This is a genomic window from Streptomyces sp. NPDC052020 (genome assembly GCF_040680575.1).
Lineage (GTDB): Bacteria > Actinomycetota > Actinomycetes > Streptomycetales > Streptomycetaceae > Streptomyces.
Genome location: NZ_JBFAWY010000044.1, coordinates 1 through 25,586, shown reverse-complemented (window position 1 = coordinate 25,586; position 25,586 = coordinate 1). Strand labels below are relative to the sequence as shown.

At 73.3% G+C, this 25,586-nt stretch carries 21 protein-coding genes, 1 tRNA gene and 2 pseudogenes; 14 read left to right on the top strand and 10 right to left on the bottom strand.

Translation table 11 applies throughout. The features are described 5' to 3' along the window. The first annotated feature begins 10 nt into the window (after positions 1 to 10). The gene (locus AB0L74_RS30575) at positions 11 to 1,291 is read left to right on the top strand and encodes a dihydrolipoamide acetyltransferase family protein (protein ID WP_365659555.1); all 1,281 of its coding nucleotides are present in this window, start codon (positions 11 to 13) and stop codon (positions 1,289 to 1,291) included. A 20-nt stretch (positions 1,292 to 1,311) separates the two neighbouring features. Next, entirely contained in the window at positions 1,312 to 3,264 is a 1,953-nt protein-coding gene (locus AB0L74_RS30570) for an acetolactate synthase large subunit (protein ID WP_365659474.1), read from the top strand. Positions 3,265 to 3,319: 55 nt separating this feature from the next. Here the strand turns inward: AB0L74_RS30570 and AB0L74_RS30565 are convergent, their stop codons facing one another. The 3 genes from AB0L74_RS30565 to AB0L74_RS30555 all read right to left on the bottom strand — a co-directional run bounded on the left by AB0L74_RS30565 (position 3,320) and on the right by AB0L74_RS30555 (position 6,853). Then, positions 3,320 to 4,525, bottom strand: a complete 1,206-nt coding sequence (locus tag AB0L74_RS30565; RefSeq protein ID WP_365659471.1) for a cytochrome P450 — start codon at positions 4,523 to 4,525, stop codon at positions 3,320 to 3,322. Positions 4,526 to 4,944: 419 nt separating this feature from the next. After that, entirely contained in the window at positions 4,945 to 6,120 is a 1,176-nt protein-coding gene (locus AB0L74_RS30560) for a cytochrome P450 (protein ID WP_365659469.1), read from the bottom strand. A gap of 202 nt (positions 6,121 to 6,322) precedes the next feature. Further along, a complete protein-coding gene (locus AB0L74_RS30555) occupies positions 6,323 to 6,853 on the bottom strand; it encodes a flavin reductase family protein (protein ID WP_365659466.1) in 531 nt (176 codons plus the stop codon). Positions 6,854 to 7,053: 200 nt separating this feature from the next. Between AB0L74_RS30555 and AB0L74_RS30550 the strand changes: the two genes are divergently transcribed. Both AB0L74_RS30550 and AB0L74_RS30545 read left to right on the top strand, forming a co-directional pair. Next, the gene (locus AB0L74_RS30550; RefSeq protein WP_365659463.1) at positions 7,054 to 7,329 is read left to right on the top strand and encodes an acyl carrier protein; all 276 of its coding nucleotides are present in this window, start codon (positions 7,054 to 7,056) and stop codon (positions 7,327 to 7,329) included. A gap of 400 nt (positions 7,330 to 7,729) precedes the next feature. Next, positions 7,730 to 8,143 (top strand): annotated as a pseudogene (locus AB0L74_RS30545) (SDR family NAD(P)-dependent oxidoreductase); the annotation flags it as partial. Positions 8,144 to 8,410: 267 nt separating this feature from the next. Here the strand turns inward: AB0L74_RS30545 and AB0L74_RS30540 are convergent. From AB0L74_RS30540 to AB0L74_RS30510, 7 genes and pseudogenes are all read right to left on the bottom strand, one after another. Beyond that, positions 8,411 to 9,133, bottom strand: coding sequence for a class F sortase (locus tag AB0L74_RS30540; protein WP_365659461.1), 723 nt, complete (start codon positions 9,131 to 9,133; stop codon positions 8,411 to 8,413). Between the two features lie 15 nt (positions 9,134 to 9,148). Continuing rightward, a complete protein-coding gene (locus tag AB0L74_RS30535; RefSeq protein WP_365659458.1) occupies positions 9,149 to 10,105 on the bottom strand; it encodes a hypothetical protein in 957 nt (318 codons plus the stop codon). A 799-nt stretch (positions 10,106 to 10,904) separates the two neighbouring features. Beyond that, positions 10,905 to 11,303: pseudogene (locus AB0L74_RS30530) on the bottom strand (transposase); the annotation flags it as partial. An 83-nt stretch (positions 11,304 to 11,386) separates the two neighbouring features. Continuing rightward, the gene (locus AB0L74_RS30525) at positions 11,387 to 12,769 is read right to left on the bottom strand and encodes an MFS transporter (protein ID WP_365659455.1); all 1,383 of its coding nucleotides are present in this window, start codon (positions 12,767 to 12,769) and stop codon (positions 11,387 to 11,389) included. 130 nt (positions 12,770 to 12,899) lie between these two features. Further along, a complete protein-coding gene (locus AB0L74_RS30520) occupies positions 12,900 to 14,006 on the bottom strand; it encodes an acyl-CoA desaturase (RefSeq protein ID WP_365659451.1) in 1,107 nt (368 codons plus the stop codon). A gap of 158 nt (positions 14,007 to 14,164) precedes the next feature. Further along, the gene (locus AB0L74_RS30515; protein ID WP_365659448.1) at positions 14,165 to 14,347 is read right to left on the bottom strand and encodes a hypothetical protein; all 183 of its coding nucleotides are present in this window, start codon (positions 14,345 to 14,347) and stop codon (positions 14,165 to 14,167) included. Between the two features lie 77 nt (positions 14,348 to 14,424). Next, positions 14,425 to 15,453 carry a DUF2156 domain-containing protein gene (locus tag AB0L74_RS30510; RefSeq protein ID WP_365659445.1) on the bottom strand — a complete coding sequence of 343 codons (1,029 nt, stop codon included), beginning with the start codon at positions 15,451 to 15,453 and terminating at the stop codon, positions 14,425 to 14,427. 183 nt (positions 15,454 to 15,636) lie between these two features. Between AB0L74_RS30510 and AB0L74_RS30505 the strand changes: the two genes are divergently transcribed. The 10 genes from AB0L74_RS30505 (at position 15,637) to AB0L74_RS30460 (ending at position 25,420) form a co-directional block, all read left to right on the top strand. Continuing rightward, a tRNA-Arg gene (locus AB0L74_RS30505) sits at positions 15,637 to 15,723 on the top strand. A gap of 93 nt (positions 15,724 to 15,816) precedes the next feature. Beyond that, positions 15,817 to 16,830 carry a diacylglycerol kinase family protein gene (locus AB0L74_RS30500; RefSeq protein ID WP_365659442.1) on the top strand — a complete coding sequence of 338 codons (1,014 nt, stop codon included), beginning with the start codon at positions 15,817 to 15,819 and terminating at the stop codon, positions 16,828 to 16,830. After that, on the top strand, positions 16,781 to 18,250 hold the full coding sequence (locus AB0L74_RS30495; protein ID WP_365659439.1) for an MmgE/PrpD family protein: 1,470 nt from the start codon (positions 16,781 to 16,783) through the stop codon (positions 18,248 to 18,250). Before AB0L74_RS30500 ends, AB0L74_RS30495 begins: the two co-directional genes overlap by 50 nt. A 104-nt stretch (positions 18,251 to 18,354) precedes the next feature. Further along, the gene (locus AB0L74_RS30490) at positions 18,355 to 19,962 is read left to right on the top strand and encodes an aldehyde dehydrogenase (protein ID WP_365659436.1); all 1,608 of its coding nucleotides are present in this window, start codon (positions 18,355 to 18,357) and stop codon (positions 19,960 to 19,962) included. A 401-nt stretch (positions 19,963 to 20,363) separates the two neighbouring features. Beyond that, complete coding sequence (locus AB0L74_RS30485) at positions 20,364 to 21,503, top strand: acyl-CoA dehydrogenase family protein (RefSeq protein WP_365659433.1); 1,140 nt, start codon at positions 20,364 to 20,366, stop codon at positions 21,501 to 21,503. Positions 21,504 to 21,572: 69 nt separating this feature from the next. Next, a complete protein-coding gene (locus AB0L74_RS30480; protein WP_365659430.1) occupies positions 21,573 to 22,859 on the top strand; it encodes an aminotransferase class III-fold pyridoxal phosphate-dependent enzyme in 1,287 nt (428 codons plus the stop codon). Continuing rightward, a complete protein-coding gene (locus tag AB0L74_RS30475; protein ID WP_365659427.1) occupies positions 22,859 to 23,344 on the top strand; it encodes an SRPBCC family protein in 486 nt (161 codons plus the stop codon). The genes AB0L74_RS30480 and AB0L74_RS30475 overlap by 1 nt, the downstream gene beginning before the upstream one ends. Positions 23,345 to 23,360: 16 nt before the next feature. Beyond that, positions 23,361 to 23,918 (top strand): hypothetical protein, encoded by a 558-nt coding sequence (locus tag AB0L74_RS30470; RefSeq protein WP_365659424.1) that lies wholly within the window; start codon positions 23,361 to 23,363, stop codon positions 23,916 to 23,918. 57 nt (positions 23,919 to 23,975) lie between these two features. Further along, on the top strand, positions 23,976 to 24,980 hold the full coding sequence (locus AB0L74_RS30465) for a VlmB-like protein (protein ID WP_365659421.1): 1,005 nt from the start codon (positions 23,976 to 23,978) through the stop codon (positions 24,978 to 24,980). 209 nt (positions 24,981 to 25,189) lie between these two features. After that, complete coding sequence (locus AB0L74_RS30460; RefSeq protein WP_365659418.1) at positions 25,190 to 25,420, top strand: acyl carrier protein; 231 nt, start codon at positions 25,190 to 25,192, stop codon at positions 25,418 to 25,420. Positions 25,421 to 25,586: the final 166 nt, after the last annotated feature.

The following is a 25,586-nucleotide window of genomic DNA, read 5'->3' as shown; positions in this document are numbered from 1 at the left end:
CGAGTTCACCATGCCCGACGTGGGCGAGGGACTGACCGAGGCGGAGATCCTCACCTGGTACGTCCGGCCGGGCGACCCGGTCACGGACGGGCAGACCGTGTGCGAGGTGGAGACCGCCAAGGCCACCGTCGAACTGCCCATCCCCTACACCGGGGTGGTGCGGGAACTGCTGGCCGCCGAACGGACGACCGTCGAGGTCGGCTCGGTGATCATCACCGTCGCGGAGGAGGCCGCCGTGCCCGGGGAGAGCGCCGGGCAGGCCGAAACGCCGCCGCGGCGGCAGCCGGTCCTCGTCGGGTACGGGGTCAGCGACGCCCCGGCCAGGCGGCGGGCGCGCACGACCGCCCCGCCCGGGGTGCCGGGCCGGGGCGGCACCCCGGGCGGGGACAGGCCGCTGGCCAAACCGCCGGTGCGCAAACTGGCCAAGGACCTCGGCGTCGACCTGCGCGTCGTCATCCCCTCCGGCCCCGGCGGCACCATCACCCGCGACGACGTGCACGCCGCGCTCCCGGCCGCGCCCCGGCCGGAGCCGGCCCGTCAGGACCCCCCGGCCCCGCCGGCGAACCGGCCCCCGCAGGCGGACACCGCCGCCCGGGAGACCCGCCTGCCCGTCACCGGCGTACGCAGGGCGACCGCACAGGCGATGGTCGCCTCCGCCTTCACCGCGCCCCATGCCACCGAGTTCGTGACCGTCGACGTCACCCGCACCATGAAGCTCCTCGACCGGCTCAGGCGGGACGAGGAGATGGCCGGCCTCCGCATCGGCCCCCTGCTGCTGGTCGCCAAGGCCCTGCTGGTCGCCATCGCCCGCAACCCCCACATCAACGCCGCCTGGGACGAAGCCGCCCAGCAGATCGTCCTCAAGCAGTACGTGAACCTCGGCATCGCCGCGGCCACCCCGCGCGGACTTCTCGTGCCGAACATCAAGGACGCCCAGGCCAAGACCCTGCCGGAACTGGCCCGCGCCCTGGAACAGCTCGTCCGCACCGCACGCGAGGGCACCACCGCGCCGGCCGCGATGCGCGGCGGCACCGTGACCATCACCAACATCGGTGTCTTCGGCGTCGACACCGGCACGCCGATCCTCAACCCCGGCGAGTCCGCGATCCTCGCCGTCGGCGCCATCGGGCCGCGGCCCTGGGTCCACCGCGGCAAGGTGAAACCCCGGCAGGTCACCACCCTGGCACTCTCCTTCGACCACCGCCTGGTGGACGGAGAGCTCGGCTCCAAGGTCCTCGCCGACACCGCGGCGATCCTCGAGGACCCCAGCCGGCTGATCACATGGTCCTGAGGGAACGAGGCGACACCACCATGGAGAGCACCACCCAGCGCACCCACCCCGCCGAACCCGGCCGCCCCGTCCTCGGCACCGCCCCCGCCCCCGCCCCCGGCCCGGTCCCCGGCGCGGTCCCCGGCGCGCGGGAGAGCGCCGCGGACCGGGCCCGCCCGGAACCGGAGGGCACCCGCCTGACCGGCGCCGCGGCTCTCGTGCGGGCCCTGGAGGAGGCCGGCTGCGAGACGGTGTTCGGCATCCCGGGCGGCGCGATCCTGCCGGCGTACGACCCGCTGATGGACTCCGCCGGGCTGCGGCACATCCTGGTCCGCCACGAGCAGGGCGCGGGCCACGCGGCCACCGGTTACGCGCAGGCCACCGGCAAGGTCGGCGTCTGCATGGCCACCTCCGGCCCGGGCGCCACCAATCTGGTGACCCCCCTGGCCGACGCCTATCTCGACTCGGTGCCGGTCGTGGCGATCACCGGGCAGGTGCCGGCCCACCTTCTGGGCACGGACGCCTTCCAGGAAGTGGACATCATCGGCGTCACCACGCCGATCACGAAACACAACGTCCTCGTCAAGGACGCCGAGGACATCCCGGGGACGATCGCCGAGGCCTTCCGCATCGCCTCCACCGGCCGCCCCGGCCCGGTCCTGGTCGACATCACCAAAGACGCCCTCCAGGCCACCGCCGTCTACTCCTGGCCGGCGCGCCGCCGCCTCCCGCCGCTGTCCGCCCGGCGGCCCGCCCGGCGGCCGGCCCGGCCGCATCCCGGCCGGATCCGCGAGGCCGCCCGGCTCATCACCTCCGCCAAGCGGCCCGTCCTCTACGTCGGCGGCGGCGTGCTCAAGGCGCGTGCCACGGCCGAGCTGAAGGTGCTGGCCGAGCTGACCGGAGCGCCCGTCACCACCACCCTGATGGCGCTGGGCGCCTTCCCCGACAGCCACCCGCTGCACGTGGGGATGCCGGGCATGCACGGCGCGGTCACCGCCGTCACCGCGTTGCAGAAGGCCGACCTGATCGTCGCCCTCGGCGCCCGCTTCGACGACCGCGTCACCGGCCGGCTCGACTCCTTCGCCCCGCACGCCAAGGTCGTCCACGCCGACATCGACCCCGCCGAGATCGGCAAGAACCGGGCCGCGGACGTGCCGGTCGTCGGTGACGCCCGCGAGGTCATCGCGGATCTCACCCAGGCCGTGCGCAAGGAGCACGCCGAGGGCCGCCGGGGCGACTACGCCGCCTGGTGGAAGGACCTCAGCCGCTGGCGCGAGACCTACCCGCTCGGCTACGACCAGCCCGGCGACGGCTCGCTGTCCCCGCAGGCGGTCATCGAGCGGATCGGGCAGCTCGCCCCCGAGGGCACGATCTTCGCGGCGGGCGTGGGCCAGCACCAGATGTGGGCCGCGCACTTCATCGGCTTCGAGCAGCCGGCGACCTGGCTGAACTCCGGCGGCGCGGGGACGATGGGGTACGCCGTCCCGGCCGCCATGGGCGCCAAGGCCGGCCGCCCCGGCACCCCGGTGTGGGCGATCGACGGCGACGGCTGCTTCCAGATGACCAGCCAGGAGCTGGTCACCTGCGCCCTGAACAACATCCCGATCAAGGTGGCCGTCATCAACAACGGCGCCCTCGGCATGGTCCGCCAGTGGCAGACCCTGTTCTACGGCCGGCGCTACTCCCACACCGCGCTGCACGCCGGCCGCCCCGGCGAGGGCACCCGCCACGGCACCCGTGTCCCGGACTTCGTGAAGCTGGCGGAGGCGATGGGCTGCGTCGCGCTGCGCTGCGAGGACCCCGCCGACCTCGACGCCGTCATCGCGAAGGCCAACGCGGTCGACGACCTCCCCGTCGTCGTCGACTTCGTCGTCCACCGCGACGCGATGGTGTGGCCCATGGTGGCCGCCGGCACCTCCAACGACGAGATCATGGCCGCCCGGGACGTCCGCCCCGACTTCGGCGACGGCGGGCAGGCCGGGAGCCGGCCGTGACGCGGCCGCGGCGGGCCCGGCCGGCGGACCCCTCACCGGCCGGGCCCGGCCGGGCTCACCAGCGCACGGGCAGCTTCCGTACACCCCTGACCAGCATGCCGGGCACCCATGCGAGGGCACCGGCGTCGGTGTCCGCGGTGATGTCCGGGCAGCGCTCCAGCAGGCTGCGGATCGCGATCCTGCCTTCCAGGCGGGCCAGCGACGCGCCCAGGCAGTGGTGCAGACCGTGCCCGAAGGCGAGGTGGCCGCGGGCGTCCCGGCGGATGTCGAAGCGGCCGGGCCGCGCGAACCGCGCGGCGTCACGGTCGGCGTCCGCCAGGACCACCCGCACCGTGGAGCCCGCCGGGATCAGTACGCCGCCCAGTTCGACGTCCTCCAGGGCGAGGCGTTCCAGGGAGGTCTCCACCGGGCCGTCGTAGCGCAGCATCTCCTCCACCGCGCCGTCGACCAGGCGGGCATCGCCGCGCAGCAGCCGCAGCTGGTCGGGGTGGGCGAACAGCGCCCGCATGCCGTTGCCGATCAGATGGGCCGTGGTCTCGTGCCCGGCGACCAGCAGCAGGTTGCACATGCCGACCAGTTCGGCCGGCGAGAGCCGGTCGCCTCCCTCGTCGACGGTGTGGATCAGGGCGCTGAGCAGGTCGTCGCCGGGCCCGGCGCGCTTGGCGGCGATGAGCTGGGGCAGATACGCGCCCAGGCTCGCGTAGGCGGCGCCCTGGGCCTGCGGGCTGGTGGGCGAGAGCATCTCGTCGGACCAGTGGCGGAACGCCTGCCGGTCCAGCTCGGGCACGCCCAGCAGTTCGCAGATGACGCTCATCGGCAGCGGGAAGGCGAAGCTGTCCACCAGGTCGGCCCTGCGGGCGCCGTTGGCCGTCATCTCCTCCAGGAGCCGGTCGGTGATCTCCTGCACGCGCGGGGCGAGGGCGTCGATGCGCAGGGGGGTGAATTCCCGTGTCACCAGCCGCCGCAGCCGGGTGTGGTCGGGCGGGTCGGACATCGACATGTGGGCGAGGTTGGGGTCGTCCTCGTCGGCGTTGATGATCTGGCGCAGTCTGCCCGAGCCCCGCCAGTCGCGGCTGAGGCGGGGGTCGGTGAGCGCGGCCCGGCAGGTGCCGTACCCGAGCACGAGGTAGATCTCCGGGCCGTCCGGGGTGCGGACGCGGTGGACCGGTGCCTGGGCGCGCAACGCCGCGTAGACGGGGTAGGGGTCGCGCACGAAGTCGGGGCTGAGCCGCAGCAGATCGACGGTGGTCGTGGCAGGCAATTGGGTGAACCCCCTCCTGGTCGGCCTCTCACGCTAGCCCGGTCCTTGACCGGTGCGCGGCCGGGTTCAGTGCCTCTGGATCCGGTCACGAGGCGGTCTGGCCCGGGGCGGGACCCGGCTGCCGCCCGGGCCGGGCACCGGGCGGGCGGGGCGGACGCGTCGGCCGCTGTGCGTCCTGGGGGGTTGGGACGCACAGCGGCCGAGAGGACCCGTCGGTGACAGCGGCTCGGGTGGGAGCGGCGGCCGCTCGGCGGCCTTGTGGGCCGCCGGCGTTCACCGTACGGTCGTCCGTCCCGCCGGCCGGTTTCCGGTGCGGCGGTCGGGTCTGGGGGTACGGGGGTGGTCCGGGGGCGGGCCGGGGCGCCGCGGTGTGCGGCCGGCCGCCTCCCCGCCGGAGCTCCCCCCCGGGGGCGGGGTGGTTACCAGGTCACCGGGAGGTTCTCCAGGCCGTACACCAGGCTCTTCTGCCGGAACGTCAGCTCGTCGACGTCGACCGCCAGGCGCATGCCGGGGAAGCGGGCGAGGAGGGAGGTGATGGCGATGTCGACCTCGCGGCGGGCCAGCGAGGAGCCGGCGCACAGGTGGGTGCCGAAGCCGAAGGCGACGTGGCGGTTGTCGCCGCGGTCCAGGTCGAAGCGCTCGGGGTCGGGGAAGGCCCGCTCGTCGTGGTTGGCGGAGGGGATGGCGAGGACGACCAGTTCGCCCACGGACATGGCGGCCCCGGAGAACTCCATGTCCTGGTCGACGACGCGCAGGATGTTGTCCTGGGAGACGGACCAGAACCGCAGCGACTCCTCCACGAAGGCGGTGATGCGCTCGGGCTCCTCGATCAGCTGCCGGCGGACCTCGGGGTTGGTCATCAGCGTCAGCGCGCTGAGCGCGATCTGGCTGGTGGTGGTCTCGAAGCCGGAGACGAGGATGAAGCGGACCATGGGCAGCAGTTCTTCCCGGTCCAGCTCGCCGGTCTTGACCCGGTCGACGATCAGACGGCTGATCAGGTCGTCGGCGGGCTCGCGCTCCTTTTCCTCGATGAGCCGGTTGAGGTAGTCGTTCATCTCGTAGTAGGCGGCCCAGGACTCCTCGGGCCGGTCCAGGCTCAGGATGGTGCGGCTCTGCTGGGCGAACTGCCGGTAGTCCTTCCGCGGGACGCCGAGCAGCTGGGCGATCACCTGGGTGGGCAGTGCCAGGGCGAACTCGGAGTAGAGGTCCACCGGGCGCGGCAGTTCTTCGAGGTGGTCCAGGAGCTCGTCCACCAGGGCCTGGATGCGCGGGCGCCATTCCTTGATCCGGTGGGCGGTGAACTCCGTCATCATCATGTGCCGGAGCCTGCCGTGCTCCGGCTCGTCCGTGCGCCAGAAGGAGTTGAGGTTCTCGTTGGGCGGCAGCTGGGTGCGGGCGCGCGCCATCTTGGCATCGTCCGAGCTGAGCCGCGGGTCGTTCATGGCCTGCCGGACGTCGTCGTAGCTGGTGAGCAGCCAGGCCCAGTCGCCGTCGGGCAGGTCAACCTTGGTGGGCCCCTTGCCCCGCAGCGTGGTGTATTGGGGGGGCGGGGCCATCGGGCACTGGCGGGCCATGGGGTAGGCGGGGTTCGCCATGATCGCACGTCCTTCGGATGCGTGGTGGCCGGTCCTGGGACAGCTCACGGTAGGGACGCCCTTTGACGCCCCGCTGACTGCGGGCTGACGGACGGCCGGGGGTGCGGCCGGCTCCGGTGCCGTGTCAGCGCGGGACCGGCGCGCCCGGTCCGGCCGCGGCGCCGGGGGGCGGTGCCGGGGGTGGGGCGTCGTGTTCGCCGTGTCAGGCGGTGACGGCGGCGGGGACCGGGGTGTGGAAGGCGCGCTGGTACCACAGCAGGGGCGGTGCCGATTCGTCGCGGATGCGGATCTGCTGGGGGGTGCCGAGCAGCAGATCGTGGTCGCCGGCGCGGATCACGTCGACGGTGCGGCAGCGCAGGAGCACTGTGGCGTCCGGCAGATAGGGCAGTGCGGCGTCGCCCTCCCAGGCGCCGAAGTCGCCGGGGGCGAACCGGTCCACGCCGCTGGTGGCGAAGCGCTGGGCGATGGGGCGGTGGTGTTCGCCGAGCAGGTTGACGACGAACTGGCCGGCCTGGGCCATGGCGGTGTGGCAGCTGGAGGTGAGGGCGATGCCGACCATCAGCAGGGGCGGGTCGAGGGAGACCGAGGACACCGAGCTCGCGGTGAACCCCCAGCGGCGGCCGGCCGCGTCCAGGGCGGTGACCACCGAGACGGGGGCGGCCAGGAGTGCCATGGCGTCCTTGAACGCCTGGGCGTCGGTGACTGCCGGTGTCTGTTCCTGGGCTGGACTCATCTGGATCCCTCCGTGGAAGCCGATCGGTGGAGACGATGCCAAGGGCGGCTCAAGAGCCGCTTGAGGACGCGGGGAGCGGGCGGCGAGCGGCGGGCCGGGTCAAGCCGGGGTTGAGCGGCGGGGAGCAGGATGGGGGGAGGTAAGGCAATGGGCGTAGGCAGATGCCGACGGACCACGTGAGGACACGTAAGGAGCTGCTCATGGCGGACAGGGAGCCGGTCATGTCCGAGAGCGAGATTCTCGGCTGGCTCACGGAGAGGCTGGGCACCCAGGTGTCCCTGCCGATTTCGCAGATCAACCCCGACGTCCCGTACGTCGAGTACGGCCTGGACTCGGTGGCGGCGCTGGGTCTGTTCGGCGACATCGAGGAGAAGTTCGGTCTCGTTCTCGACCCGAGCGTCGCCCTGGAGTACTCGACCCTGGCTTTGATGGCGGCGTTCCTGGCCGCGGAGCGCAGCGAGGTCGTCCACAGCTAGTGCCGCGGCAGGCAGCGTTCGCCCGTCAAGGAGCGGCGTCCGGTGCGTGCTCTGGGGGTCCCCCCGGCCGGAGGCTGGGCAGTGCCGGCCGGGAGTCCTGGTACCGGACGTACTCGGGCTTTCGGCCGGTTGCGGCGAGTGGGGTCCCCCCTGCTCGAAGAGCTCGGGGGAGCGTGCCGGGCGCCGCGGCCGGGTGAACGTTGCCTGGTGCGGCACCAGTGCCGCACACCAGGGCCTGTCGTCACACTCCCGCCGTCCGCCCCGAGGGCGGGCCTCGCTCTCGCCGTTTCCGGGCCCTGATCCTCGTACTTCGACGTACCTGGGTCAGGGTCCGGTGCGGCGGGGGGCGTGCGTGGCGTCGTGAGGCAGACGGGAGTGTGACGACAGGCCCTGTTCCTCGGTGCCGAGCGGCAGGCGGGTCGGGGGCTGGTCGGCCGCCACGAGGCCAGCACCGCGGCCGCGGCCTTGTCCGGGTCGCCCGGCTGGTGTGCCCGCTGCCGTGGACGCGCCGGGCGCGCAGCGGCTCGAACAGCCCGCCGTGGTCGGCGACCGGACGGGGGCGCGGATCATCCGAGCGGCCGCCCAGTCGGTCCGGAAACCGCCCGGCTCGTCGGTGGTGGGCCCGGTTGACGTCCCCGTCGCCAACGCCGGCTACGGCCGTGACGGCCTCCGCGAGGGGGCGCCGGCGGGCGGCCTGCGCCGTCAGTTCGAGGTGAACGTCTGCGGAACCGTGGCGGTGGTCAGGGCCGTGCTGCCGCAGAGGGGGAAGCGCCGTTCGGGCCACCTCATCGCCGTCACCTCGGCGGGCGGGCTGGTCACCACGCGCCGCGCGTGCGCGGCCCGGGCCGGTGCTGACGCCGGTGACCCGGGGATGTCCTGGTGTCCGGCGCAGGAGTTCCCTTCGTGCGATGCGCGCGCAGGCCGGCCGGGGCCTCATCGCGGACGGCCCGGCCGGCGCGGACGCGGAGTCCCGCCGGGCCGGGCCGTCGGCCGCGTCTTATCGTCTCCGCCGGTTCCCCGCCCCTCGGCCGCCGGTCGTGCCCCACCGTGGCCGCCGGTCGTTCGCAGGGCCTGGCGTCGCTCACTTCACCGCGGTCAGATGGGCGAAGACCACCACGTTGCTGGTGTAGCCGGTGCGCCGGCTGAACAGGCCGCCGCAGGTGATGACCCGCAGCTCCGGGCGGCCGGTCGCGCCGTAGACCTCCTTGTCGGGGAAGCTGGCCTTGTCGAAGACCCTGACCCGGTCCACGGAGTAGACGGCGGTACGTCCGTCCGCCCTGCGCACCTCGACGGTCTTGCCGGGCTTGACCTGGGCGAGCCCGGCGAAGACGGCGGGTCCGCTACGGGTGTCGCGGTGGCCGACGGCGATCGCCGTACCGGCCTCGCCCGGCATGGGCCCGCCCCGGTACCAGCCGACCAGCCGGGGCTGGTCCACCGGCGGCGTCTCCAGCTCCCGGTTCGCGTCCAGGCCGAGGGGGGTGATCGGGGCGTCGATGCCCAGCGACGGCATCCGGAAGGAAGTCGGCCGGGACGGGGGCAGCGGGCGGGAGGTCGCGGCCGGGGCCGCCGCTTCGCCCGTACCGCCCGCCCGGCCGGCCGCGGCCGCCGCTTCGCCCGTACCGCCCGCCCGGCCGGCCGCGGCCGCCGCTTCATCCGTACCGCCCGCCCGGCCGGCCGTGGCCGGTTCGTACAGCTCCACGCAGCGCGAGCCGAGCGTCGCCAGGACGGTCACCAGCACGGCCGTCCTCGCCAGTCGGTAGGCGCGCCTCCGGTACCGGGGCCTGCGCCCGCTACGCGGCGCCACGGGGCCGGCGGCGGATCAGCCGGACGTACACGGCGGCGCCGACCGCGACCAGCCCCACGGCCCCTGCTGCGACCACCGGGGGGGACGCAGCCGTGGCGGCGAGGCCGCCGCCGCCTGCGTCCACCCCACCCTTCGGGCCGCCGTGATCGCCGCCGCCCTTTCCCGCGGCCCCTGGTGCCCCCGGGCCGCCCGGACCCCCTGGGCCGCCTTGACCCCCTGGGCCGCCCGGAGCCCCTGGGCCGCCCGGAGCCCCCGGGTCGCCCGGAGCCCCCGGGTCGCCCGGAGCGCCCGGGCCGCCCGGAGCCCCTGGGCCGCCCGGAGCCCCCGGGTCGCCTGGACCCCCTGGGCCGCCCGGAGCGCCCGGGCCGCCCGGAGCGCCCGGGCCGCCTGGGGCGCCGGGGGCCCCTGGAGCACCGGGAGCCCCCGGGGCCCCTGGAGTTCCCGGGGCGCCTGGAGCACCAGGGGGTCCGGGAGGCCCGGCAGGCCCGGGAGGCCCGGCAGGCCCGGGAGGTCCAACAGGTCCAGCAGGCCCGGGGGGTCCAGCAGGCCCGGGCGCCCCGGGCGCCCCGGGCGCTCCAGGCGCTCCAGGCGCCCCGGGAACTCCGGGCGCTCCAGGCGCCCCGGGGGCTCCGGGCGCTCCAGGCGCCCCGGGATCTCCGGGCGCTCCAGGGGCTCCAGGCGCTCCGGGAACTCCAGGCGCTCCAGGCGCTCCGGGAACTCCGGGCGCTCCAGGGGCTCCGGGCGCTCCAGGGGCTCCGGGCGCTCCAGGGGCTCCGGGCGCTCCAGGGGCTCCAACACCACCTCCCGGGCCCCCAACACCGCCTCCCGCGCCCCCAACACCGCCCCCCGCGCCCCCAACACCGCCCCCCGCGCCCCCAACACCGCCTCCCGCGCCCCCAGCACCCCCTGGACCGCCAGCACCCCCCTGGCCCCCAGCACCTCCAGGGCCTCCCGGAGCACCTGGCACCCCATGTCCGCCTGGGCTCCCCGGGCCGCCCCCATTCACCCCATAGCCCGACCAGTAGGCCCCGTAGCCGCCCGCGGCGGGGAGGGCGGCGTCGCCGTTCCCCCCGAAAGCCGCCGCGTTCGGCGCCGCCAACCACGACGCGCCTGCCGCGGCCAGGACAGTGAGGACGACGGTGGCACCCGCGCGGGAGCCGATGGCATGGGGAGGTGTCGGGGGGAGCATGCGCAATCCTCCAAATTCAGATGATTTTCATACGAATCACTCTTTCACCTGAACACTGCCCCGTGATCCGGGCGCACCCCCGGGCGTGCCGCCGGATACGCTCGTGCGGCGCAAACCCGGGTCCCTCGCGCCGCTCCCGCGTCACCTGTCCGGCCGCCCTCCCGGGTGAGCGCAGCGCGAGGCGCCGCCGCTCCAGCGTCCAGGGTCCGTCTTCGAAGATCATCGAGTGGTGGGTCATGGGGGGGTAAGCCGTCATGAACACACCGGCCGTGAGGGGGACTTGTCGCTCCGCTGATACCGCGGGCCGTCACCGGACGGCCCCGGGCGTCGGACCGTCAGGTCGTCGTCAGCGGGATGGCCTGCACGATCCGTACCGGCATCCGCGGCGTGACCCGCCGGAAGGCTACGGGCCCTGGCAGACGGTCACCCCTGCTTCCGCCGCTGAGCGATCGACGACGTGTTCACCCTGGCCCTGCGACAGATACAGGCCCAGGCGGATGCCGCCGGCGGCATCGACTGGCTGGTCCACCACCGAGGTCCACCTCGCCTGCGACGGCCAAGGCCGTCCTCTCGCCCTTCTGATCACACCGGGCCGGCGCCACGACAGCGTCTGTACGCGGCGCCGGCCTGAGCCTGGTGCGGCCAGCCGCACCAACGCGGCCAGGGGCATCCCGGAGGGCGGGCCGGAGCGCCGGACCCCACGGCTGCCACCTCTTCGCATGCCCCACCTGGGCCGGGATGCCGCAGCGGGTGCGGCGGGCGACCTTGGCCGCGCCTGTCTGGGGCGAGGCGGGGTCCCGGGAGGCGGGCAGGAAGCAGCCGCCGGCCGATCGCGGCCGAGGCGTGGTCGGTGGCCAGGTGCGCAAAGACGCCCGCCCGGCAGTCGGTGACCTTGCCCGCGGTGCCGGTGTACTGCCGGGCCGCACACGCCGCGGCGCCCCCGTCCTTGAGGAAGCCGGTGTCGTCGATGGCCAGTGCTTCCGGGCCCGGTCACCCCGTGCATCCGCCGGGCCGGCCGGGCCCGCCCCATGGGCCGCATCCGCCTCGTGGCCCCGGGGGCGGGGTCAGTCGCGGTCGACGGAGACGCCGGTGGTGCGGCCTCCGAGCAGCAGGACCACGGCCACCAGGGCGCCCATGGCGCCGGCGATGACGCCGAACATGGGGCCGGGGCCGTAGGTGTCGAGCACCGGCAGCAGGGCGAACGGCAGGGCGGCGGCGCTGAGTTTGGACAGCGAGTACGCCAGTCCGGTGGCCGCCGCGCGGATCGGGGTGGGGTACTGCTCGGCCAGGTAGACGTGGCTGACGGTGGAGAAGACGTTGCTCACCAGGGTGTAGAGGATGCCGAGGGCCATGATGAGCGTGGCCGATCCGGCGTAGGCGAAGCCGAGTCCGGACAGTGCCATGGCCGCGGCCGACAGGGCGACGAGCCGTTTGCGTTCCATGCGGTCCATCACGGGCACCGACAGCAGCGCGCCGATGGGGTAGCCGAGGAAGGACACGGCGGTGAAGCCGATGCTGGTGACCACGTCGTATCCCTTGGCGGCCAGGATCTGCGGGGCGAGCGCGCCGAAGCCGTAGTAGCCGACCACCGAGAGGGTGCAGAAGAGCCACAGCATGGCGGTGCGCCGCCGGAAGCGTGCCTGGAACACGTCCCGCATGCGGGCGGGCGGCGCCGCGGGGCGGGCGGCGGGCGGCGCGGCCGGTGCCGGGGCCCGCCCGGCGGCGGGGGCGGGCACTTCGGCCTCCATACGTGCCACCAGCTCTTCGGCCTGCTGTTCCTTGCCGTTGGCGGCCAGCCAGCGCGGGGATTCGATGAGGTTGCGGCGCAGCATCCATACGACGGCCGAGCCGGCGGCGCCGAGGACGAACAGCCAGCGCCAGCCGTCGATGCCCAGCGGGCTGAGGGGGACCAGCCACAGCGCGGCGAAGCCGACGGCGGGGACTCCGCAGAAGGCCAGGGTGTAGGCCCAGGCGGTGTAGCGGCCGCGCTGTTTGGCGGGCAGTACGTCGGCCAGGTAGCAGTCGGACAGGGACTGTTCGGCGCCGATGCCGACTCCGGCGAAGAAGCGGGTGACGATGAGCCAGGCGGCGTTCGGGGAGAACGCGCCGAGCAGGGAGAAGCCGGAGTACAGGGCGAGGTTGATCAGGAAGGCGCGGCGTCGGCCGTAGCGGTCGGCGACGCGTCCGAGGACCACGGAGCCGAAGAACTGCCCGATGAACGCCGAGGCGAGCACGAGTTTGAGGGTGGTGCCGTTGAAGGCGAAGTCCTCCTGGAGCACCTGGGAGATGGTGCCGGCGAGGTTGTTCTCGAAGGTGTCGAAGAGCAGGCCGACACCGACCACGGCGGTGAGTCTGCGGTGGGTCGGGGTCACGGGCATCCGGTCGATCCGGTCGCCGATGGAGGACGCCGCCTCGGTTCTTTCGCGCAGCGCCGTCGGTTGTGCCATGGGGCTCAGAGCTCCTGGAGAGTGTGTGTGGGCTGAGGCGGGTCGGATGCGTCTGCGCCCCGGCGGCCGGCCGGGGCGCAGACGAGAGGTGCGGGGGGTCGAGCGGGCGGTGGGCGCCCGGGGGCGGGGGTCAGGCGGCCGCCTTGTCCTTGCGCCGGGTCGGTTCGCTCACCTCGTGCAGGAAGGTGGCGACCTGCCGGTAGGACTCCCAGAAGCCGACCTCGAGGTAGGGGATGCCGCGTTCGGCGCAGTACTCGCGGGTGAGTTCCCTGGCGCGGGCCAGGTTGCGCTGCGGCATCGCCGGGAAGAGGTGGTGCTCGACCTGGTAGTTGAGGCCGCCGTAGAGGAAGTCGATCCACCAGTTGGGGCGGATGTTGCGGGAGGTGAGGACCTGGCGCTCCAGCCAGTCCAGGGTCTCCTTCTCGCCGTCGCGGACCTCCATGCCCTTGTGGTTGGGCGCGAACATCAGGCCGAAGTAGACGCCGAGCGCGGCGTGCTGCACCAGGATGAAGGCGACGGCCTGCACCGGGGTGAGGACGGTGAAGACGGCGGTCAGGTAGATCGCGGTGCGCAGGACGACCAGGCCGATCTCCAGGTGGCGGTGCTTGGCGCCGCTCCTGGCGAGTTCCTTGATGGTGGTCTTCTCCATCTTGTAGCCCTCGAGGACGAGGAGGAGGAAGAACAGGACTCGCTGGTGGCGGACGATGAAGCGCTGCACCGGGGTGCGGGTGGCGTACTGCTTGATGTCGAAGATGGCGGTGCGGCGGCCGATGTCGGGGTCGAGGCTGATGTGGTTGGGGTGGCTGTGGTGCCGGTTGTGGTGGTTGACCCACCAGGCGTAGCTGACACCGCTGAAGAAGTTGGCGTGGAAGTAGGCGGTGAGTGTGCCGATGCGCTTGTCGCGGAACATCGCCTTGTGGCCGACCTCGTGCCACATGTAGGCGCTCTGCACCCCGCACAGGCCCATCCACACCGCGACCGGCATCTGCCACCAGGACTGGCCGATCAGGAAGAACGCGACCAGGCCGGCCGCGATGAGCGACATGTTCAGGGCGAGGCGGCGGTAGTCGTAGCGTGTGTCGAGGTCGAGGAGCCCCTCGGCCTTCACGCGCTTGAGCAGCTCGGCGAAGCTGGCGGAGGCGCCCTGGCTGCTCAGCTCCCCCGTCGCGACCGCAAGGCCGGTGTCGAGCTGCCGTACCGTGCCGGACTGTGTCTCGCTGATGTTCGGAGACTGCATAGAAGGATCTCCTCGGGGCAGGACGTATCCCGGCGCGGGGCGCCGGATGAAAGCACACTTCAGCGTCGGGCACCGTGCTGATGTCCCGCTGATGGCGCTCTGGAAGACGGCAGGGGCGGGCGGGCCCCGGGCATCGGGCGGGTGCCCGCCGGGGGGTGTCAGGCGGTGGCGGGCTGCCGGGCGAGCTGGGTGTCCAGGGCGCGCAGGACGTCGTCCGCGCGGCGTGCGGTGTCCAGGTCGTCGGGGGCGCTGATGACGCCCATCAGGGACTCGACCAGCTGCTGCTTGAGGGCGTCGGTCCGGGCGGGGGCGGCGGTGCCGGTGGGCGTTTGGGTGGTCATGGCGGCTTGCTCCTTGTTCGCCGCCGCGGCGGGGCGGCGGATGCGGGACGGGGGCGGGGGTGGGGCGCGGGGGTGGGTCAGAAGGCGTTGCAGGCGCGGAAGATGTGCGCGAACGCGGCGACGGAGGCGGGCCCGTCGAAGGCGACGTACTCGGGTATCGGCGCCTGGGGCGCCCACTTCTCCTTGTAGGCGAGCTGTGTCTGGGCGGGGTAGAGGGCGGCGCCCTGCTCCCACAGGAAGTGCATCAGCCACTGGAAGGAGGCGCTGTGGCCGGGCAGTTCGCTGGCGGCGTCCAGGCCGGTGAAGGGGGTGAAGCCGAAGTGGAGCCACTGGGCTCCCTCGGCCCTGAAGAGGTCGATGACGTGGGAGTTGATGGCTTCCATCAGGCCCGGTGTGCCGTCGGGGATGCGGCGGCTGAGGTCGTGCATCCAGCCGGCCCTGCTGCCGTAGACCGGGGAGTAGGAGATGTAGCCGACGGGGCGGGAGTCGATGGTGCCGACGAAGAGGCGGCGGTGCCGCTGGGCCGGTCCGCCCAGTTCGCCGACGAGGAATTCCAGCGGGCGCGCGTCGGCGCCCTTGGAGCCGAGCCAGGCGGTGTCGATCTCGCGGATGGCCGCGGTCATGTCCTCGGCGGGCACCTCCCTGACGGTCAGGCCGCTGCGGAAGGCCCGGGAGATCTTGTTGCGCATGCGCATGAACCGGGTGCCGCGCAGGGTGAAGTCCGGCAGGTGCACCACCCAGGAGGAGCCGAACTGGTTGACGGTGAAGCCGCGTTCGGCGTACGCCTGCGCGTCGTGGCGCTGGAGCTGGGCGCCCACGACCCGCAGGCCCTGCCCGTGGGCGTGGGCGATGAAGCGGTCCAGCAGCGGGCGGTAGGAGTCGTCGGCGGCGAACGGGCCGCCGAACTGGATGAGGTACCGGCCGGCCTTGCGGTAGGCGATGACGCCGTCGAGGCCGGGGGCGGTGAAGGCGCTGGTGCCCCGGCTCATCGCCAGGAAGGCGCTGGGGTTCTCGGCCCGGGTGTGCGTGCGGATCGCGTGGAGGACGGTGTCGTACAGCGCCGTCTTGCCCGGCGCGGTGTTCTCCAGTGTGGGTGTCGAAGACATCAAGCCTCTTCCTTCCCGTTCTGTATCGGAACTGGACTGAGGGAAGTAGAGCACTGGATATTCGTGTCCCGGAAGAGCGGAATTCCGGGGCCCTATGCGGGTGTCAGCCGCCTGTCAGGCGAATATCAGGAGGGGGTGGAAACGTAAGCGGCGCGACCGGGAGGAAATACGTCCCGGGAACTGGGAGAGGTGCCCGGAGTGGCTTATCGGGGACCGGAGTTCGCTTCCGTCGGGTGCAAACCCACGCAGGTTCGAATCCTGCCCTCTCCGCGCCGGGCACTGACATGGGACGTGCCGCGGGATGTGCCACGCCGATTCCCGTCCGGCCGCCGATCACCGACGCAGCGTCTGGAGAATCGCCTCATGCCGACCGCGGCATCCCCGGCCCCCCGGCGGGCCCTCGTCGTCGTCAACCCCACGGCGGGCACGGCCCACCCCGATCTGGTCGAGCAGGCCGTGCGGATGTGCCGGGAGCGGCTCGACGCCGTCGAGGTGCACCGCACGACGCACCGCGGCGGCGCCACCGAGGCCGTCCGCGCCGCCCTGGCCGCCGGGGCGCGAGCCGCCCCGGACCTGGTGGTCGCGGTGGGCGGTGACGGCACGGTGCACGAGGTCGTCGAGGCGCTGGCCGGCCCCGACGCCCCCGGGCGGCGTGCCGCCCTGGCCATCGTGCCCGCGGGCACCGGCAACTCCGCCTACCGCATGCTGTGGGCGGACCGGCCGTGGGACCAGTCGCTGGGGGCGCTGTGGGCGGGCGGGGGCGGCGGGGCCCGGCTGCGCCGTATCGATCTGGGGCTGGTGGCCGAGACCGGGGAGCCGGTGCTGCTCGGCGCCTGCTCGGGTCTGATCGCCGAGGGGCTGATCGCGGCCCGTGCCGTCGCGGCCGCCGGCCGGGAGAAGTACGCGCGGGCGCTGCCCGAGGCGGCCGCGGCCTTCACCCCCTACCCGGGGCGGGTCACGGTCGACGGGCGGGTGCTGCACGAGGGCCTTACCGTCCTGGCCAACGTGGGCGGGGGACGCCACCGCGGCGGCCAGTATCTGCTGCTGGAGGGGTCCGAGCTGGACGACGGGCTGCTGGACGTGTGCGTGGTCGGCGCCGAGGTGCCCGCCGCCGAGGTGCCGTCGCTGGCCCGCCGGGGCCTTTTGTCCCGGCGGGCGGGAGTGGTGCGCGGCCGGGGCCGGCGGATCGTCGTGGAGCGGACCGACGGCCAGCCCTTGCGTTTCGAGTACGACGGTGAACTACAGCACCTCACCTGGGCCAGCATGACCGTCGAGGTGCTGCCGGGCGCGCTGCCGGTCTGGGGTGCTCCCGAGGAGGAAGTGACGCGTGTCGATACTCAAGGAGCTGTGCCGCTGGGCGGCGTGGCTGCGACCTGAGGACATCCCGGCCCGGGTGCGGGCCCTGGCCTCCAGCCAGCTGCTGTCGCAGCTGGCCTCGATCCGGGCGGGGGCCGCGCATCCGCTGGGCCGGCGTCTGATCGACGGCTTCGGGCCGCCCTTGCAGGCCGATCCGCGGGCCTCGGCGTGCGTGCTGTCCGGGCTGGGTTCCTGGCTGAACCTGGACGACACCGCGTACGCGGGCCATCTGTCGAACTCCACGGTGTCGGTGCCGCTGGCGTTCGCCCGCGCCCGGGGCCTGGACGGTCCCGCGCTGCTGGCCGCGGTGGTGGCCGCCAACGAGTGCGCGGCCCGGATCACCGCGGCCGCCACGCTGGGCCCGCTGCGCGGCCACAGCGCCGTGCACACCCATCTGGCGGGCGCGGTCAGCGGGCGGCTGCACTGCGAGGGCGCCGACGACGCGGTGTGGAGCAACGCGCTGGGCCTGGCCTTCGCCATGCCCAACTGGCCGCTGATGCGGGCCTTCCTGGCCAGCGACGCCCGGCTGTTCAACACCTTCACCCCGGTGCGTACCGCCATGGACTCCTGTGACGCGGCCCGCGCCGGGCTGCACGGCGCCGTGGACATCCTGGAGCATCCCGACGGGTTCCTGGACCGCTTCGCCTCGGTGCCGCTGCCGGACGCGGTCAGCGCGGGGCTCGGCGAGCGCTGGCACACCGAGACCCTGTCGTTCAAGATGCACCCGGGCGGGCCGGGGGTCGACGCGGCCGTGGACTGCGCCGCCGAGCTGTACCGCCAGCTGGGGCCCTGCCGGCCCGAGGACATCGAGGAGATCGTCGTCGAGGCGTCGCTGTACACGCTGTTCGCGGGCAAGAAGGCGGCGTCGTACATCGTCGGGCCGGGCTCGCCGCTGGGGGCGCTGGTCCTGCACACCCCGTACCCGGTGGCCACCGCGCTGCTGACCGGCGGGCTGACGGTCAACGACTTCGCGGCGCCGCTGCTCAACGAGCGGGCCCGCTGGGACGTCGCCGAGCGGGTGCGCCTGGTGCACGACCCGGAGCTGACGCGGGCCCTGTTCGCCTCCGAGGCCCCGTTCGGGGAGGCCGTGCGGCAGGCCGGGGAGGCGGCCGGGCCCTGGCTGCGCGCCTTCGCCGGGGAGGAGGTGGCCGAGCTCGCCCGGGGCGCTGCGGGAGACCGCACGCGGGCCGCGTTCACCTCGTCCGCCAAGGCCACCGGGGCCCGGGTGACGGTGCGTCTGGCCGACGGGCGGACCGCCTCCCGGCAGCGCATGATCCCGCTGGCGGCGGCCGGCCCGCACACCCGGGCCCACCACGCCGAGCTGATGCGGGAGAAATTCCTCGAATTCGGCGGGTCCGCCGATGTCGCCGACGCCGCGGCCCGGATCGAGTCCATGGACGCCGACGCGTTGCGCGACTGGATCGAAGCGGCGCTGCGGTAATTCACGAGGGGAATGTCAGCGGCGAGTCAGCCGTCGCTGACAGGATCGTTTCCCGGTGGGCTCATGGACAGTGAGCAGGACCATAGACTTGGAAAGGTCCTTTGATGCCTGACAAGGAACTCCGCAGCTACAAGCTCTACATCGCGGGCAAGGACGTCGAAGGCGATGGCTGGGTCTATACGGTCAGCGCCCGGTCCCTTCTCGAAGATGTCTTCACGAGCGTCAGCCTGAAGCGTGAACTCGAGCAGAACCCGGCTTCCGACGCCGCCGGCCACCCGTATGTGGTGGGCCGCTGCGCCATCGCCGGCGACGCCTCCATCGACCTGGCCACGGAGGCCGCCGCGGCCGCCGCCCCGGCCTGGGCCGAGGTGCCGCTGGAGCGCCGGATGCGGCTGGGCAGCATGTTCCGCGAGGAACTGATCCGGCGCGAGGACGAGTTCCTGGACATCCTGACGGCCGAGGCGCATCCGCTGCGCCTGGCCCGCTGGGAACTGAGCTGCATGAAGCAGATCTACAGCGACGAGAGCCTGTACTGGTACCGGCAGCGGATGCACACCGAGTTCCAGCACGAGGGGCGGCGGCTGATCGTGCGCCGCCAGCCCGACGGCGTGGTCGCCTTCAACCCGCCGCAGAACGCGCCCGCGCCCAGCGCGGCCCTGGCCGTGCTGGCGCTGATGGCCGGCAACGCCGTCGTGATGCGCGCCCCGCGCAGTATCGCGCTGAGCACCATGTGGCTGATGCGTGACGTGGTCGGTCCGCTGCTGGAGGAGATCGACGCGCCGGCCGGCATCCTCAACGCGGTGTGCTCCAACCCGAAGCAGACCCTGGACCGCTGGATCGCCTCGCCGCTGGTCAACGACATCTTCTACATCGGCGGCAGCGAGGAGGGCCTGCGCTTCCAGGAGAAGTGCGTGGCCAACGGCAAGAAGCCCATCCTGGAGCTGGCCGGCAACGACACCATCGTCATCTGGAAGGGCGCCGACCTGAAGAAGGCGGCGGAGGCGATCTGCGAGTCCTTCTACGGCTCCGGCCAGATCTGCATGGTGCCCAACTGCGTCCTGGTCCACCCCGAGATCGCCGAGGAGCTCATCGCCGAGGTGCGCGAGCGGGTGAAGCTGGTCAAGCCCGGCTACCCCGAGGACGAGGACGTGCTGCTGTCCCCGGTGCGCCGCAGCGAGAAGTTCTTCGCGCTGCTGCGGCAGTCCCTGGACCTGGGCGGGCAGATCATCACCGGCGGGCAGCGCACCGAGGTCGACGGCACCGTGTCGGACACCGGCGTCTTCCTGCAGCCGACCGTGGTGCGGGTGGACGGCCTGGCCGGGGCCCGCCAGCACGACATCGTCCGCAGCGAGACGTTCTTCCCGCTGCTGCCGATCGTGGTGCCCCAGCCGGCCGACGCCGCCGACGAGGACGAACTGCTCAACACGTTCATCGACTTCGTGAACTCCAACGAGTACGGTCTGCGCAACTCGCTGTGGGTGAAGTCGGCGCGGGTGATGAACGCGTTCGTGCAGCGCGTCGTCAACGGCGGACTGCTGAAGATCAACGACTCGCATATCGGCTTCCTGCCGTATCTGCCCAGCCACGGCGGCACCGGCCTGACCGGCGGTGTCTACGGCGAGGCCAACTATCCGATCCTGAAGACCTCGCACATCCAGGGCGTGAGCATCGCCCACGACGTCAGCCCGCACGAGGCGGTCTTCGGGCCCTGACCCCGCGGGCCGGGCGCGGGCCCGGGCCGGGCCCGCACGGGTCCGGCGGGCCACACGGCCTCGGGCGGGCCCCGGGACCGCGCGGCCCACGGGCCCGGGCACACCGGCCGCGGCCCGGGACCACGGGCCGGGCCCGCGTCCCACGGCCCCCACGGCTCTGCGAACCTCGGGGCCGCAGGGCCACCGGGTCTCCGGCCACCGGGTCTGCGGCCTCAGAGCCTGGCGGGCCGGCGGTCCTCGAGGCCGGCCGCGCCGGTCCGGTGGCCGCTCGCCGCTCCCCCGGCGGCCGGCCGCCGCGCCACCGGTCCCGGCGGCCCGGCCGGTCCCCGTCCGGGCCGGCTGCCGCTCGGCAGGCCGTCCAACCAGCCGTTTTCCGTACCACCCAACGGAGGTGTTCGTCCGTGCGCTCCCTCGACTCCGCCCGCGCGGTCTGCGACCGGTATCACCCCGGGCTGCTCAAGGCGCTGGAAGCAATCCCCTTCGCCGAGCGGGAGGCCCTGGGGAGCCCGGCGGTCGACGTGTTCCGCGAGCACGGCGGTGTGGGCCTGCTGGTGCCCGCCCAGTTCGGCGGGCACGGGGCCGACCCGGTGGACGCGGTGCGGGTGCAGCGGGCGCTGGGCGCCGCCTCGCCGTCCGTGGCCGCCGGTGTGACCATGCACCACTTCACGGTCTCGATGCTGTACGCGCTCGCCGAGGAGTCCGGGCGCCTGGAGCCCGGCCAGCTCGACCTGCTGCACCGCGTGGTGCCCGATCAGATCCTGATGGCGTCGGGCTGGGCGGAGGGCAGGACCCAGCAGAACATCTTCACGCCGTCGGTGGTCGCCGAGCCCGTCGAGGGCGGCTACCGGCTCAACGGCGCGAAGAAGCCGTGCAGCCTGGCCCGTTCGATGGAACTGCTCACCGCCTCCATCGCCGTCCCCGGCCCCGACGGCTCCCCCGAGCTGGCCCTGGCGCTGGTCCCGGCCGGCGCGCCGGGCCTGACGGTGCACTCGTTCTGGGGCAATGACGTCCTGGCCGCCTCGCAGAGCGAGGAGATCCGGCTCACCGACGTCTTCGTGCCCCACGCCATGGTCGTCCGCACCACGGCCGAGGACCCGCACCGGCTGGACGACCTGCAGACCGCCGGCGTCATCTGGTTCGAGATGCTGATCTCGGCCGGTTACGCCGGCGCCGCCGCGGCCCTGGCCGAGCTGGTCCTCGAGCGCGGCCGGGGCACCGCCGGGGAGCGCGCCACCGTGGTCGTCGACACCGAGAGCGCCTTCGCGCTGCTGGAGGGCGCGGCCCGCGCGGTGCGCGACGGCCTGTCGGGCGAGGAGGCGGTGGCCCAGGTGCTCATCGCCCGCTACGCCGCCCAGGACGCCCTGGCCAGGTCCGCCCAGCTGAGTCTGGAACTGCTGGGCGGGGTCGACTTCATCCAGAGCTCCGACCACTCCCGGCTCGCCGCCTCCGTCCGGCCGCTGATCTTCCACCCGCCGGGCCGGTCGGCGACGTCCGGGCCGCTGGCCGACTACTTCAACGGCGCCCCGCTCGACCTGTCCTGACCCGCGCCCCGGCCGCCCGGTGCCCCCGGGCCCCGATGCCACCAGCCCGTTCTTCCCAGGGAGTTATCCGTGACCGTGACCCAGGACATGCGGGTCGACACCGAGGCAGAGATCCTCGGCCTGTACCGGGCCCACCTCAGCAAGGGCCGGGCCACCCTCGCCGAACTGTTCGGCAGCCACATGGAGGTGGCCTCCTCCGGGAACTGGCTGACCACCAGCGACGGCGAGCGGTTCCTCAACGCCGGCGGCTACGGCGTCTTCATCATGGGCGCCCGGCACCCCATCGTGATGGAGGCGGTCCAGCGCCAGCTGGACACCCACCCCGTCGCCACGCGCATCCTGCTGGAGCCGACCGTGGCCCGCGCCGCCGAGGCGCTGGTCTCCGTCATGCCGCCGGGCCTGGACCGGGTGCACTTCGCGCTGTCGGGCGCCGAGGCGGTCGAGACCGGTCTGAAGCTGGCCCGCGCGGGCGGCCGCAAGCGGACGGTGTCCATGGGCGGCGGGTACCACGGCAAGACGCTGGGTGCCCTGTCGGCCACCGCCAAGGAGGTCTACCAGAAGCCGTTCCGGCCGCTGATCCCCGATGTGACGCATCTGCCGTACGGGGACGCGGACGCGCTGGAGGCCGAGCTGCGGGCGCACCCGGGCGAGGTCTGCGTGATCCTGGAGCCGGTGCAGGGCGAGGGCGGGGTGATCATTCCGCCCCGGGGCTACCTGAAGCGGGTGGAGGAGCTGGTCCGCGAGTACGACGGCTTCCTCATCCTGGACGAGGTGCAAAGCGGCATGGGCCGGCTCGGCGAGTGGTGGGGCGCCGACATCGAGGGGGTGGTCCCCGACGTGCTGCTGGCGGGCAAGGCGCTGGGCGGCGGTGTGGTGCCGGTCTCGGCGGCCGTCGCCACCCGCAAGGCGTTCCGCCCCTTCGACAAGGACCCTTACGTCCACACCGCGACGTTCTCCGGGCAGCCGCTGCTGATGGCCGCCGTCCAGGGCGCCATCCGGGCCGTCAAGGAGGAGCGCCTGGTCACCAAGGCGATGGACCTCGGTGCCCGGCTGCTGCCCAGGATCGCCGAGATCGCCCACCGCAACATTCCCGGCCTGGTGGTCGACGTGCGCGGCCGGGGTCTGCTGATCGGGGTGGAGCTGGCCGAGCCCGGCCTGGCCGGGGAGCTGCTGATCGAGCTGTTCAACCACGGGGTCGTCGCCAACCACTCGATGAACGGCAGCTCGGTGGTCCGCTTCACCCCGCCCGCCACGCTGACTCCGCTGGATGTGGAGTTCCTGCTCGACTCCTTCGACAAAGCCACTCTCGACCTGGTCGCCGGTTCGGCCAGGATGCCGGAAGGCGGTAACAACTGATGCGGCACGTGGAACTGGACGCGGTGGTCCTGGGCGAGAACGCGGGGACCGTCTACGAGTCCATCGCGAGGTTCGACCGTTTCCCCGAGCTGGCGCCGCACGTCAGCTCCACCACGGTGCACGGCTCCCTGCCCGCCGCCGTGGGCAGCTCCAGCTGGGAGCTGCACTTCCGCAGCGGCCTGCTGCGCTGGACCGAGGAGGACCGCTTCGCCCGCGACGAGCTGGAGATCGTCTTCGAGCAGGAGGACGGCGACTTCGACCACTTCGCGGGCAAGTGGGCGCTGACCCAGGAAGGCGCCGACGTGGTGGTGCACTTCGAGGTCGACTTCGACTTCGGCATCCCCAGCCTGGAGGGCATCCTCGACCCGATCGCCGAGCGGGTCATCAAGGAGACCGTGGCCTGGGCGGTGACCGGCCTGTTCGACCGCACGCGGCTGCGCGGCGAGGTCGCGCTGGGCACGCCCGCCGACATCGTCGGCGTCTGAAGAGGGGGGGCAGGTCATGGACCAGGCGAACCCCTTCGAGACGCCGCGTACCTTCGCCCTGCACCGGGCCGAGTACCTGGTCGCCTTCGCGGTGTGCTCGGTGCTGATCATCATGCACCTGGACGAGATCCGCTGGCTGCCCGCCATCGGCCTGTTCCTGTACATCGACCTGATCGGGTACATCCCGGGGGCGATCGCCTTCCGCCGCAGCGGCGGGAAGCCGATCCCGAAGTTCTACTACGTGCTCTACAACGTCATGCACAGCCTGATCACCCAGGGCGCCGTCGTCGCGCTGTGGTGCGCGGTGATCGGCCCGGAGTGGGCGCTGCTGGCGATCCCGTGGCACCTGAGCGGTGACCGGGGCCTGTTCGGCAACTTCATGAAGTCCTTCGCGCTGCCGTATGAGCCGGTCACCCAGAAGGGCTACCTGCGGCTGCTGGACGACCTGCGGCTGAAGCACCCCAAGCCGGTGGGCCACGCCCAGGACCCGGAGCCGGTCGGCCACATCGCCCCCGCCCCCGCGGGGCGGGCGGCGCGGCCGGCCGAGCGTGCGGTGACCCCGGCCGCCCGCTGACGACATCCCGCCGTCCCCCGGGCCGTGGGCCCGGGGCAGAAAGGAGCACCACCCGCCATGACCGGTTCCACGCCCAGCACCGTGGCGCAGGAGGCCGACTGGGACACCGCTCCTGGTCTGCTCGACGGCGCCAAGGAACTCGCTCTCGGGCCCGAGGAGTGCAACCTCGCCTACTGGATCACCCAGGTCGCCCAGGGCACTTTGCGCGGCCGCGGGGTCACCGGCCACCACGACAGCGCGCGGGTGCCGGACTTCCTCAGGGCGCCGGGCCCGCTGCGCGAGGCCCTGGTCCTGGAGTTCGGTTTCCGCGGCCTGTCCGAGGAGGTCGCCACCCGGATCCTGGCCCCCTACGTGGAGATCGCCCCGGGCATCCCCGAGATGGAGTTCTACGCCACCCAGCTGATCGACGAGGCCCGGCACGCCCGGGTGTTCCGCAACCACCTGGTGGAGCTGGGGATGCCGGAGGCGACCTTGCTGCGGGACATCGAGGAGATGGCGGCCGACTACCACCGCGAGGTGCTCCAGCCGGTCATCGACTTCACCCTCGACATCGTGCAGACCCAGCGCGACTTCGCCGGCGGGGTGGCGGTGTTCGCCATCGTCATCGAGGGCGTGCTCGCCCCGGCCGCGGAGCTGAGCGAACGCAAGTGGACGCCGCTGTCCCCGGCCACCGGGGAGATATCCCGCGGCACCGCGATCGACGAGATCCGCCATCTGACGGTCGCCAGCACCATCCTGCGCGACCATGTGCGCGCCCACCCGGAGTACCGGCCGCGGCTGATGGAGATCCTGCGGGCCGGGGTGGAGCTGTGGGACGCGATCGACGACCGCAAGTTCGTCATCCACCGCGAGGAGCTGTTCCAGCAGGGCATGGCCGAGCACGCCGACAAGATCGGCGACTACGAGATCTGGCCCGGCACCCGGCTGCTGGACACCACGCCCGAGGAGCGCTACGACATGGCCGAGCGCTGGACGGACGAGATGGCCGAGTCCCGGATGGCCTACATGGGCCTGCCCGTGGAGGTGCTGTCGTCCGGGGCCGCTGCCGGGGCTCCGGCGTGAAGTCCCCCCTCCCGGCGGGCGCCGGCCGGTATCGGCCGCCGCCCGGCCGGCATCGCCGAGGCCGGCGCCACCGCCGCGGCGTCGCTGCCGCCCACGCCGCCGGCCGGGTCCGCGGCCGGCGGCTCACCGCGGGCCGGCCCCCGGGGCCGGCCGCCCTCACCCGGCCCGACGTCGCCCGTCGGCTGATCCCTGCGGAAAGGAAACCCGCCATGTTCGACACCCTCAAAGAGATCCTGGTCTCCATGCTCAAGGTCTCCCCCGACCTGATCACCGAGGAAGCCACCCGTGAGGAGGCCGAGCTGGACTCCCTCGCCGTCGTCGAGCTGTCGATGCTGCTGGAGAAGGACTACGGCATCAAGATCAGCGACGACGAGCTGATGGAGGCCGAGAGCATCGGCGAGATGGCCCGGATGATGACCGAGCGCCGCGCGACGGTCTGAGCACCCGGGCCGCCCGCCGTCCTCCCGCTGTCTGCCGCACCGGCGGCCCGCCGGCCGGGAGGGCGCGGGAGCCGTCACCCGGGAGGGCGTCACGCCCCGCGGCGACCTGGAACTACGGCTGCCCGAGTAGCCGTTAAGGTCGACAGCGCCGGGGAACCGGGACGAC